Raw genomic sequence first — 11,721 nt, forward strand, 5'->3', positions numbered from 1 at the left:
TGCAACACAACAGATGTTGAACAGATCCCAGATAACCAAAAGCGCCAGTATACGCAGGCTACCTCTGTAGTTCATCCTCGAACCTTACTCATCCGGGTTTGTCCAACCGGCACACTAGACAATGATGGCGCTATGATGCTGCGAATACTTTTATTAGCACTGACCCTGTTTGGCTTTGGCACCCAGGCCCTGGCGGCCCCGCCCTCCAATGTCTTGCTGCGGCCCATTGAGCTCGATACCGGCTCCGGCACGCTGTATGGCTCGCTGGTTTTGCCCAAGAGCGACAAGCCCGTACCCGTGGTGCTGATTATTGCCGGTTCCGGCCCGACTGACCGCGACGGCAACAACCCTATCGGCGGGCGCAATGACGCCCTGAAAAAACTGGCCTGGCGCCTGGCCCAGAGCAATATTGCCAGCGTCCGCTTCGACAAGCGCGGCATCGCCCAGAGCCAGCCTGCCGGGCCTGACGAGCAAAAGCTCAACTTCGATCAGTATGTGTCCGACGCCGTGGCCTGGGGCGAGAAACTCAAAAGCGACCCGCGCTTTGGCAAGGTGTTTGTGCTCGGGCACAGTGAAGGCGCAATGATCGCCAGCCTGGCAGCCCCACAAATCGGTGCTGCCGGCGTGGTTTCGATTGCCGGTACAGGGCGCCCGGTGGGCGTGCTGTTGCGCGAGCAACTGCAACGCAATCACCTGCCGCCTGCCCTGCTCAAGCGCAGTTTTGAGCTGATCAGCAGCCTGGAAGCCGGCAAGACCGACGACAAGGTGCCCAAGGATCTGCAAGTGATCTTCCGCCTCAGCGTGCAGCCGTACATGATCAGCCTGCTGCGCCATGACCCGGCAGCCGCTTTCGCCGCACTGAAAATGCCGGCCATGATCATTCAGGGCACCCACGACATTCAGGTAGAGGTCAAGGATGCCCGCCTGCTCAAGGCCGCCAAGCCCGATGCCGTACTGACACTGATCAATGGCATGAACCACGTGATGCGCATCGTGCCAATGGACATGAAGCGCCAGGTGCAGTCCTATAACGACCCCAATCAGCGTTTGGCAGGCGAACTGGGCGATCGAACTGTGCGCTTTATCACGAAAGTCAATGCGGGCCAGCCCTACAGTACTGCGCATAACGGCCGATAAACCGGTGTCGGCCGTCTTTGCTTGGCTGACATCCAGCACAGGATCGAGCCGTTATGAGCGACACCCCAACACAACCCGCCGGGCCCGAGGCACCGGAAGTGCCCGAGGCCCCGGAAGTGCCCGAGGCCCCGCCGCTGCCTTGGGCCGATGTGCAGCCCGAGCATTTGCGCATGCTGCGCCTCGCCCCCCTGCCCACTGACCGCAACACCGGGGCACGGTCGTTACGCTTTGTGCAGTTCGGCCACGCCACACGCCACAGCAAAGACCTCAGCCTGCTGCGCATGACCATCACCCTGCCCGGCCAGCGCGTGCGCAGCGAACAGAACCAGCTTGACCTGTGGGTCGACCATAGCACCCACCGCGTGCGTTTCAGCCCTGAGCGCGGTTTGCAAGTTGAACCGGCGAACCGCGGGATCGGCCGCTTTCTGCTGGCTCAGGCCGCGTTGTGGGCGCAGAAAAAATGGTCGCACTACCGCGTTGACGGCACCGACCTGGCCAGCCGGGACGCCCTGAATGAAGACAGCCGCCTGCGCCGCGATCATGTTTTGCGGGTACAGGGCTTTGATGTGGTGTATGCCGACGCCCAGTTTCTCAAGGCACGGATCGAAGACGTGCAAGTGGGCGAGTTGCTGGACAGCTGGAATGGCGAAAAGCTTCAGTTCCTCGACATTCTTGAGACTGCGCAAATGCTCCAGCAAGCCGAACAGAACTTGCAGGAACAAGAGGTAAAACTGCGGGAAAAAGAAGAAAAACTCGGCAGGTACCAGCGCGAAGAAATGGGCCTGCGCTTTACCATCACCTGCCTGGTAGCCTTTTCGGTGTTCCAGGCAGGGTTGTTGATCTGGATTGCGACGCACCGCTGATGGTACCCACCCGCTGCACAGGGTCACTATGGGTTACGGATAGCCAAGACCTGTTCCCCTGGGGTAGCGCAACGCCCCCGGCTGGCTGCCATCGGCCAGGGCAAAAATATCAACCGGCAAACGCCCCACGGGGACGCTCCGCCCCAGCATGACATCCACAGCAGCCGGCAAGGCTGGCCCCAGCAGACCTCGGTCATACCCCCTGGACGAGTAGGTCGCCAATGTGGCGCCGGCGATATCGTCAAATTCCACCACATCGTAGGGCGAGTTCATCGTCAGATGAATAGCCAGCTTGCCGCGGGACGTGGCGTATTCCATGGCACAGCGCAGCCATTGCAAACTGCTCTGCACGGTTGCTCCTGACAACAACTGATCGGCATGCGCATTTCGCACGACAGCACTGACACCGATTGAAGAGGTACCGAGAATCACCGTTTCTGCGGCGTTGATCGCCCGCTTTATCTCAACCCAGCCAACGCCTCTCAGCGCCTTGCCTGTCAACAGGAGCGCAGGATAGCCGGCCTCCTCGAACCTGCGGCGCAAGGCTTCGGCCTGCTCATTCCTCGGGGTCAGGATCAAGATCCGCGCGCACTGGTTCTTCAGAGGCAACGCGGCGCACTGATTACGAATCAATGTAATGGATTGCGCGGTAATACGTTGCTCGAGCGCACGATGTGCCGGGCTGCCAATTATATTCAACTCAGGTCGAGGCCTGGCGCCCTGCTCGGCGGTAATCCCGTTGCGCAACTTCATTCGCACAATCCGCAATACCGACTGATCCAGTTCCTGTCGATCAATATCGCCCGCCTCGACAGCCGCTACCACCTGATCAACCAACCCGGACAGGAGCCCGGCCTGGCGAGCGGTACGAAATTCAATGGGCATCAGGGCGATATCCACATCCGCCTGAAAAGCCTTTATCACGGCGTCGGCCTGACCGAAAAAACCGGCAATGGCCTTCATATCCATCGCATCCGTGATGCTCACGCCCTGAAAGCCAAGCTCACCCCGTAGAATATTGTGCTGAATTTTCCGCGACATGGTCGCAGGTGCAATAATCGGTTCACCGGTGCGCGTCTGAACCAGGGTGCTATCGAGCGCAGGATATTGAATATGGGCGGTCATGACCATTTCTGGCGCTTCACCCGCTTCAATGGCCAAACGATAGGGCGCCAGATCAATTGCCCAGGCATCTTCACGGGACTTGTTCACCACCGGCAGCCCGATATGCGAGTCCGTTTCCGTATCCCCATGCCCCGGGAAATGCTTGTACGCCGCGATCACGCCCTGTGCAGCCATACCTTGCATCATGCGTCGGGCCAACAGGCTGACCGTGCGTACATCATCACCAAAAGCGCGCACATTGATGACGGGGTTGAACGGGTTGCTGTTGACGTCCACCACCGGGGCAAAATTCAAGTTAAACCCCAGAGCCGCAATCTCGGCGGCCAACACCACACCCTGGTCATAAGCCATCCGCTCGTCACCACCGCCGTGCCAGGCCGCAGCCAATGCCATGTTGCCCGGGAAAACCGTGGCCGCCCTGCGCGGCAGGCGAAACACTGACCCCCTCCTCCTCGTCCACCCCCAGCAACAGGCCGAGTTCACCCGCGACCGGGGGCACAGCGCGCAGATCATCCAGAAGGGTTCTGCCCTGCTCAAGCGAACTCAAATTGTTACCAAACAAAATCACCCCGCCAATGGCGTTGTTACGCAGGGCATCGCCCATGGCGGAATTGAACCGGGTGGTACTCAGGGTGCACGCTGGCTGGTCGTCAGGACACCAATAACGAAAGGCCACGAGCAACTTCTGCCCGATTTTTTCGCGCAGGGTCAAGCCCTCAAGGAGGCATCGGGCGCGCGTGTCGAGATCAGTGTCGCTGGGAGCCAAAGGAAACCGGGACGCTTGTGTCATGCTTTGATCCTCGTATACAAACCAATACGGGCATCAAGCAGGCAGCCACTTCAGGGAGATGCGTGCCAAAACCGCTTCGCTTGATGCCCAGCCGTTGTCGAATGTATCGAGTTGCGGACGAACAAAAAGCGAAGAGGTATTGCAGCGTTTGTAATGCTCTTGCCTGATCAGATTCGAGAAGCAAACAGCCCCTGATGGGCACGGCACTGTTCGGCGGTCAACATGAATACACCGTGCCCCCCGCGCTCAAAATCAAGCCAGGCGAAGTCGACTTCCGGGTACAGCGACTCAACGTGTATCTGGCTGTTGCCTACCTCAACGATCAGCAAGCCTTTTTCGGTCAGATGATCAGCCGCTTCGGCCAGCATCCGGCGTACCAGGTTCAGGCCGTCGTCACCGCAGGCCAGCCCCAATTCCGGCTCGTGCTGATACTCGGCCGGCATGTCGGCGAAATCTTCGGCATCCACATACGGCGGGTTGGACACAATCAGGTCGAAACGCTGCCCCGGCAAGCCATCAAAGCCGTCGCCCTGCACGGTGTAAACCCGTGCGTCGACACCGTGGCGCTCGATGTTCTGGTTGGCCACTTCAAGGGCCTCAAAGGACAGGTCAGCCAGTACCACTTCGGCGTTCTGGAACTCGTAGGCACAGGCGATGCCGATACAGCCCGAACCGGTACACAGGTCAAGAATGCGTGCAGGTTCAGCACCCAGCCACGGTTCAAAACGCTTTTCAATCAGCTCACCGATCGGCGAGCGCGGGATCAGCACGCGCTCATCGACGATAAACGACATGCCGCAGAACCAGGCCTCACCCAACAGATAGGCCGTGGGCACGCGCTCTTCGATACGGCGCTTGAGCAGATGTTGCAGGTTGACCAGCTCATCGTCTTCAAGGCGGCAGTCGAGATAGCTATCGGCAATTTCCCACGGCAGGTTCAGCGCACCCAGCACCAGTTGACGGGCTTCATCCCAGGCATTGTCGGTACCATGACCAAAGAACAGATCTTCCCCATGAAAGTGGCTAACGGCCCAGCGAATATGGTCGCGCAAAGTGCGCAGGCGGGAAGTGATCAATGGTCTTACTCCTCAAAATCGATTGGCGATTCTAACAGCCAAACTCCAACGCGCCAAAGGTGAGCCGGACGACTACACGTGACGGCGTTTCAAAAAGTAAGACCGTGTACAATAAAAAACTGAAATCGCTCCATTTTGTACATTTTATGGCTACAACATATTTGCTTGACATCGCTACAGGCCAGCAACCACAAGGCCTGCACGACTAGTCATTCACATAAACGCTCCGCCAGTGGAGAATGTCGCAAAAGCCCCATTCAAAGGAGCCCCCGAATGCCCGCTTTAAAGACGATGTTTCAACTCACAGGACGTGGCTATGCCGCAGCCAATCTGAGCAACGCCAGCCTGCTGATCATCGATGCGCAAAATGAGTACTTGAGCGGGCCATTGGCCCTTTCCGGCATGGACGCGGCCACCGCCAACATTGCCCGTCTGCTTGAAGCTGCCCGCAAGGCAAAGCGCCCGGTCATCCATATCCGTCACCTGGGCACCGTTGGCGGTATGTTCGACCCTCAGGGCGAGCGTGGCGCCTTCATCAAGGGCCTGGAACCACAGGGTGATGAGCAGATTATCGAGAAGCGCATGCCCAACGCATTCAACGACACCGGGCTGCAAAAGGCCCTGGAAAACCTCGGCTCGCTGGATGTGATCGTCTGCGGCTTCATGAGCCACTCCAGCGTCAGCACTACCGTGCGTGCGGCCAAGGACTACGGCTTGCGCTGCACCCTGGTGGAAGACGCCTGCGCCACCCGCGACCTGCCGACCGCGGACGGCATTATCAGCGCCGAGCAAGTGCAAAAAGCCGAAATGGCCATCATGAACGACAACTTTGCCACCCTGACGTTGACCCAAAACCTGATTTGATCTGAACCGGACGTTGACGGGCGGCCCCTGCAACCGCCCATCCCGGACCAGCTCCAGCCTGCGGGCGCTTTCCTATTTCACTACACTCAGGAACAACCTGACGAAGTCCCTGTCGAAGGGCCGATACCCTTTAAGGAAAGATCGGAATGAAGATCTCCGATGGTTTTGATGCTCGGCGTTTGCGCCCCAAGGCTCATCGCGACTGGCGCTCGCGCCTGGTACTGATGTTTGCAGCGCTGCTGGCACTGCTTGGCATGCTGTTGCTGTTGGCGGGTGCCGCCAGCCTGATTGGCCATCCAACGGCACTGGGCGAGCTCAATGCCAGCCCCGCAGGTGCAACACTGGTGTTGGTGTCCGGCCTGTTGGTGTGCTGGCTAGGGGTATGGATGTGGCGTCGACGCCGGCGCCTGATGCGCAAGCCATTTGGCCTGAACATGGCCCCGCACCTGATGAAAAAACACGACTGACGCATATCCGCCGCCCGATTGTCGTCGACTTGGGTAAACTGGCAGCCCTTCGCGGAGGCTGACATGCAAGACGACGATTTTTCCCTGTTCAAAAACGAGATTCGCGGTGTCAAACCGATCAAGCATGATCGTGCCGACACCGGCAAACCCAAGGCTGACCGTGCGCAGCTGGCCAAGTTGCGCCAGAACGCCATTGTGCGCACCAACGCGACCATCATCGACGGCCTGTCAGACCAGTTTGTGATTGATGTTGGCCCCGAGGACCAGCTGAGCTGGGCCCGTGACGGCGTGCAGGAAAGCCAGATGCGCAAGCTCAAGCTGGGGCAGATCGCCTTTGAAGGCAGCCTTGACCTGCACGGCATGACCGTTGAAAAGGCCCGCGAAACCCTTTGGGAATTCCTCGGTGAAGCCGTGCGCCTTGAAGTACGTTGCGTGCGCGTTACCCACGGCAAGGCCGTGCGTCTGGACGGCAAGCGCCCGATGATCAAAAGCCACGTCAACACCTGGCTGCGCCAGCACTCACAGGTACTGGGCTTCTGCTCCTGCCAGGCCAGGCATGGCGGCGCCGGCGCGGTCTATGTGATGCTCAAGCGCACCATGATGGAGGGGCGTGACGAGTAACAGCGTGTCATCACGCTTGCAGCGTCGTGTCAGCCCCCGTACCCTTACTCTTTGCGAAAAATCCCACAGGTAGATTAATGTCCCTGGAACAAAACTACACCGCGATCCTCGGTCAACTCGGCGAAGACGTTTCCCGTGAAGGCCTGCTGGATACGCCAAAGCGTGCCGCCAAGGCCATGCAGTACCTTTGCCGCGGCTATGAACAAACCCTGGAAGAAGTCACCAACGGTGCCTTGTTCAGCTCAGACAACAGCGAAATGGTGCTGGTCAAGGACATCGAGTTGTACTCGCTGTGCGAACACCACCTGCTGCCGTTTATCGGCAAGGCCCATGTCGCCTACATTCCGAGCGGCAAAGTGCTGGGCCTGTCGAAAGTGGCGCGTATTGTCGATATGTATGCCCGTCGCCTGCAGATCCAGGAAAATCTCAGTCGCCAGATCGCCGACGCCGTGATGCAAGTCACCGGCGCCCTGGGCGTGGCCGTTGTGATCGAGGCCAAGCACATGTGCATGATGATGCGCGGTGTCGAGAAGCAGAACTCGTCGATGATCACTTCGGTGATGCTGGGTGAGTTCCGCGAAAACGCCGCCACGCGCAGCGAGTTTCTCAGCCTGATCAAGTAACTGCGGCACAGAAAAAACCGGCGTTTATCGCCGGTTTTTTTTCGCCTGCACAATTTCAGGTAAGCTGCGTCCCTTCTTAATTTGCCCATGAGGCTTTTACTGTGTTTATCAAAGCGCTTCGCGTAGGCCTGGGTCAGCTCATCATCGCTGGCGATTTCGTGACACGTCCAAGCAAAAAGCAGCGCCCTGCCGCCGCTCAGGCGCAGGTCGACCAGGCTGCCAAGGGCCTGACCCTGTTTCAGTTCCACGCCTGCCCTTTCTGTGTAAAAACGCGCCGCACCCTGCGCCGCCTGAATGTGCCAGTGGCCCTGCGTGACGCGAAGAACAACGAGCAGGATCGCCAGACCCTGCTGGAGCAAGGGGGCAAGATCAAAGTGCCTTGCCTGCGCATCGAAGAAGGCGGCAAAACCACCTGGATGTATGAGTCCAAGGTGATCATTGACTACCTGAACCAGCGCTTTGCCAACGTTTAAGGCCATCCCCCGGTCTACCCTCTCTGTGGGAGCGAGCCTGCTCGCGAACGACCTTCGCGAGCAGGCTCGCTCCCACAGTTGAAGTTTCCTTCAGACCTCGTCAGCGGCTACAGAATGTGCGCACAAAAAAACCGGCACTTGGCCGGTTTTTTTAAAGGGGCGATTTGCTCAATCGAGCATTCCCACATGCCGCGGATGGCTGGCCACCCGCGCCAGCCAGGCCTGAATACCCGGGTAGCCGCTCAGGTCAAACCCGCCCTGATGGGCCACATGGGTATAGGCATACAGCGTCACGTCGGCGATCGAGTATTGCTCACCCACCAGATACGGCGTGCGTGTGAGCTGTTGCTCCATCACGTCCAGCGCCTTGTAGCCACGCTTTTGCAGCTTGCGGTATTCCTCAAGGCGCTCTTCGGGTAGCCCCAGGTAAAACTGGATAAAGCGCGCCACCGCAATATAAGGCTCATGACTGTACTGCTCGAAAAACTGCCATTGCAGCACTTGCGTGCGCAAACGCGGTTCGGTCGGCAAAAACTCGCTGCCGTCGGCCAGGTAGTTGAGAATCGCGTTGGACTCCCACAGGCACGTACCGTCTTCCAGCTCCAGCACCGGCACTTTGCCGTTGGGGTTTTTCGCCAGAAACTCCGGGGTCTCGGTTTCACCCTTGAGAATGTCCACGGCAAACCACTGATACTCAAGCCCCAGCAAATGCAGCATCAGCTTGATCTTGTAGCAGTTGCCCGAGTTGTAATCGCCATAAACCTTGAGCATTGCGCCTCCTTCAGGCCGCCTGGGCAGCCTGGGCCTGACGAATCACGTTGGCCAGACGCTTGAGGCCTTCATGCAGACGCGCCGGATCGATGTGGCTGAAGTTCAGGCGCAGGCTGCCCACGTTCTGGTCCGGGTTGGCGAAGAACGGCTCGCCCGGCATAAAGGCCACGTTCTGTTCCAGCGCAGGCTTGAGCAAAGTGCGGGTATCGAACGGTTGCTTGAGGGTCAGCCAGAAGAACAAACCGCCCTGGGGCACATGCCAGTCAGCCAGATCCGAGAAATGCTCTTCCAGCGCCAGCTGAAAACCGTCACGGCGCACGCGGTAGAAATCACGCAGCTCGGCCAGGTGATTACTCATTTTCTCGGTGCCGATCCACTGCAAGGCTTGCCACTGGCCAACGCGGTTGGTGTGCAGGTCAGCCGATTGCTTGAGGCGCAGCAAGTGCGGGTACAGGTCAGGGCTGGCAATCAGGAAACCGACGCGCAGGCCCGGCAACAGGGTCTTGGACACAGTGCCGGTATAGATCCAGCTGGCTTTTTTCAGGCGGCTGACGATCGGTGTGGCGCTGCCACCGTCGAAGTTCAGCTCGCGGTACGGCTCGTCTTCGATCAGGGTCACGCCGAACTCGTCGAGCAAGGCAGCAACCGCGTCGCGCTTGGTTTCGCTGTAACGCACAGCAGACGGATTCTGGAACGTCGGGATCAGGTAGATGAACGCCGGGCTGTGTTTTTCCAGCTGCACGCGCAACGCAGCCAGATCAGGGCCATCAGCTTGCAGCGGGAGCGTCAGGCATTCGGCGCCGAACAATTGGAAGATTTGCAGCGCCGCCAGGTAGGTCGGTGCTTCGAGCATGATTTCGGTGCCCTTGTCGATATACAGCTTGGCTGCCAGATCCAGCGCCTGCTGCGAACCGCTCAACACCATCACCTGGCTGGCATCGCAATCAACCCCCAGTGCGCGAGCCTCTGCAGCCAGTACTTCACGCAGTGCCGGCTCACCTTCGCTCATGCCGTACTGACCCATCGAGGCAGGCATATCGGTCCAGTCGACCTTGGGCAGCATGGCCTCGGCCGGTAGCCCGCCAGCGAAAGACATGACTTCCGGACGTTGGGCCGCAGCCAGAATTTCACGAATCAAGGAGCTTTTCAGGCGGGAAACACGTTCGGAGAAGGCCATACAGATCACCGGTAGCGGAAGTAATTGGAAATAAGTCAAACTGTTTGACCGAAACTACGCCGCGAACCCTAGATACGTCAATATGCTTGACCTTAAAAATCCGACCACTCAGCGCGCCGCCATGGAAGCCTTCTTCTTTGGCTATCAAGCATTTACCGCCAAAGCGGATGAAATGCTGGCACGTCGTGGGCTGAGTCGGGTGCATCAGCGTATTGTTTTTTTTATCGCCCACCACCCCGGTGTCAGCGTCAAGGAACTGCTGACCTTACTGGGCGTGAGCAAGCAGGCCCTGAATACGCCATTACGCCAGTTGATCGAGATGGCCCTGGTGCGCAGCGTCGCGCCCGAGACCGACAAGCGCAAACGCCTGCTGGAACTGACTGCCGACGGTGTGGCCTTCGAAAAGAGCCTGCGCCGCGAACAGGTCAAGCTGCTGCAAAGGGTATTTGCTCAGGCAGGTGAAGACGCGGTGAATGGCTGGCTGGCGGTCAATCATGCCCTGGGACAAAGCCGCCAGCTCTAGAGCAGGGTTCCTGTGGAAGGTGGCTTGTTCTGTGAGCGGGCTTGCCCGCGATGCAGGCGCCGCAGTACTCCAGTTGTACCGCAGCGATCCAATCGCGAGCAAACTCGCTCCCACAGAAAACAGACACCCACCCATCACTTTCTGATCACAATCTGAAAAACATTATTTGCTTTTTTTGTATACAAAAGCATAATTCACTTCGCCTGCGTTTCTGACCCGAAAGTCAGAAAAACATCTCCCGCCACACCCAGTGCCCTTAAAAATAATAAAAGCCTGAGGAAATCACCGTGGACAGCCAAAAGTCAGAAATACCCGTTGTCGAACTTGCCACGCCCGCCGCCCGCAGCTGGCTGGAACGCCTGTTCAAACTGTCACTGCATGGCACCACGGTCAAAACCGAGCTGATTGCCGGGCTGACCACCTTCATCACCATGGCCTACATCATCTTCGTCAACCCCAACATCATGGCCGATGCTGGGATCGATCATGGTGCAGCCTTCGTCGCCACCTGCATTGCCGCCGCTCTCGGCAGCCTGTTGATGGGGCTTTACGCCAACTGGCCAGTAGGCCTGGCGCCAGGTATGGGACTGAATGCGTTTTTTACTTACACCGTGGTCGGAACCATGGGTTACAGCTGGGAAACAGCATTGGGTGCCGTGTTTGTCTCCGGTGTGCTGTTCCTGATTCTGACCCTGTCGCGGGTGCGTGAATGGCTGCTCAACAGCATTCCCGTCAGCTTGCGGTACGCGATGTGTAGGTTCTCAAAATAAATGAGAATTCTTACAAATAGTTGAACTGTGCAACACAAAAAAGCCAACGCTATGTAGCGTTGGCTTTTTTGTGTCTCTTGTTTGAAGAATTTTGGATAAGCGATTCAGTGTTATAAAGGATGCATATTTTTATAATAAATTTAGAGAAATAGCCTTATTGAAAACGTTATTCGCTAACTCGATATAAATGAAATTTTATAGAAGTTTTTCACATATAACACGGAACTATAAGATCCAGCTTTATTTGCTCATATAGCTATAAAGGAATTGTCAGTAGTCAACGCCTGGCTTAATATCGTTAGTCAAAAATTAGCTATGAATGCATGAGGTGGGGCTAATTTATTGTTTGAATCGCCCCAGGTTTCCTAGGCTCTGTACGTAAAGTATTGTCGCAAGCACCGCATAGCGCAGGCCAATGAGACCATCGCCGCAAAACTTGTT

11 protein-coding genes and 2 pseudogenes are annotated in these 11,721 nt (G+C 57.6%); 9 read left to right on the forward strand and 4 right to left on the reverse strand.

Annotated elements, in window-relative coordinates; genetic code table 11:
- Positions 1–132: 132 nt before the first annotated feature.
- The gene (locus tag GHN92_RS21410; RefSeq protein WP_153381058.1) at positions 133–1,137 is read left to right on the forward strand and encodes an alpha/beta hydrolase; all 1,005 of its coding nucleotides are present in this window, start codon (positions 133–135) and stop codon (positions 1,135–1,137) included.
- A gap of 53 nt (positions 1,138–1,190) precedes the next feature.
- Positions 1,191–2,000, forward strand: a complete 810-nt coding sequence (locus GHN92_RS21415; RefSeq protein WP_153381060.1) for a hypothetical protein — start codon at positions 1,191–1,193, stop codon at positions 1,998–2,000.
- Between the two features lie 33 nt (positions 2,001–2,033).
- Here the strand turns inward: GHN92_RS21415 and GHN92_RS21420 are convergent.
- A pseudogene (locus GHN92_RS21420) lies at positions 2,034–3,915 on the reverse strand (glycoside hydrolase family 3 protein).
- Between the two features lie 167 nt (positions 3,916–4,082).
- Positions 4,083–4,991 (reverse strand): 50S ribosomal protein L3 N(5)-glutamine methyltransferase, encoded by a 909-nt coding sequence (gene prmB, locus GHN92_RS21425; protein ID WP_153327667.1) that lies wholly within the window; start codon positions 4,989–4,991, stop codon positions 4,083–4,085.
- Positions 4,992–5,264: 273 nt separating this feature from the next.
- On the opposite strand from prmB, the gene GHN92_RS21430 reads away from it, so the two are divergent.
- The 5 genes from GHN92_RS21430 to GHN92_RS21450 all read left to right on the forward strand — a co-directional run bounded on the left by GHN92_RS21430 (position 5,265) and on the right by GHN92_RS21450 (position 8,039).
- Complete coding sequence (locus tag GHN92_RS21430) at positions 5,265–5,855, forward strand: cysteine hydrolase family protein (RefSeq protein WP_095002045.1); 591 nt, start codon at positions 5,265–5,267, stop codon at positions 5,853–5,855.
- Positions 5,856–6,001: 146 nt separating this feature from the next.
- Positions 6,002–6,322: a hypothetical protein gene (locus tag GHN92_RS21435; RefSeq protein WP_095002046.1), complete on the forward strand. Its 321-nt coding sequence runs from the start codon at positions 6,002–6,004 to the stop codon at positions 6,320–6,322.
- 63 nt (positions 6,323–6,385) lie between these two features.
- Entirely contained in the window at positions 6,386–6,943 is a 558-nt protein-coding gene (locus GHN92_RS21440; protein ID WP_095002047.1) for a Smr/MutS family protein, read from the forward strand.
- Positions 6,944–7,020: 77 nt separating this feature from the next.
- Positions 7,021–7,566 (forward strand): GTP cyclohydrolase I FolE, encoded by a 546-nt coding sequence (gene folE, locus GHN92_RS21445; protein WP_003442011.1) that lies wholly within the window; start codon positions 7,021–7,023, stop codon positions 7,564–7,566.
- Positions 7,567–7,667: 101 nt separating this feature from the next.
- Positions 7,668–8,039, forward strand: coding sequence for a glutathione S-transferase N-terminal domain-containing protein (locus tag GHN92_RS21450; protein ID WP_095002048.1), 372 nt, complete (start codon positions 7,668–7,670; stop codon positions 8,037–8,039).
- A 168-nt stretch (positions 8,040–8,207) separates the two neighbouring features.
- Here GHN92_RS21450 and GHN92_RS21455 read toward each other — a convergent pair whose 3' ends face one another.
- Together GHN92_RS21455 and GHN92_RS21460 are read right to left on the reverse strand one after the other, a co-directional pair.
- Complete coding sequence (locus GHN92_RS21455; RefSeq protein ID WP_095002049.1) at positions 8,208–8,810, reverse strand: glutathione S-transferase family protein; 603 nt, start codon at positions 8,808–8,810, stop codon at positions 8,208–8,210.
- A gap of 10 nt (positions 8,811–8,820) precedes the next feature.
- Positions 8,821–9,987 (reverse strand): PLP-dependent aminotransferase family protein, encoded by a 1,167-nt coding sequence (locus GHN92_RS21460; protein ID WP_153381062.1) that lies wholly within the window; start codon positions 9,985–9,987, stop codon positions 8,821–8,823.
- Between the two features lie 82 nt (positions 9,988–10,069).
- Between GHN92_RS21460 and GHN92_RS21465 the strand changes: the two genes are divergently transcribed.
- Positions 10,070–10,510 (forward strand): MarR family winged helix-turn-helix transcriptional regulator, encoded by a 441-nt coding sequence (locus tag GHN92_RS21465; protein ID WP_095002051.1) that lies wholly within the window; start codon positions 10,070–10,072, stop codon positions 10,508–10,510.
- A 287-nt stretch (positions 10,511–10,797) separates the two neighbouring features.
- Positions 10,798–11,262 (forward strand): annotated as a pseudogene (locus tag GHN92_RS21470) (solute carrier family 23 protein); the annotation flags it as partial.
- Between the last annotated feature and the right edge of the window lie 459 nt (positions 11,263–11,721).

This window comes from Pseudomonas sp. FSL R10-2964, from assembly GCF_009600035.1.
Classification (GTDB): Bacteria; Pseudomonadota; Gammaproteobacteria; order Pseudomonadales; family Pseudomonadaceae; genus Aquipseudomonas; species Aquipseudomonas bubulae.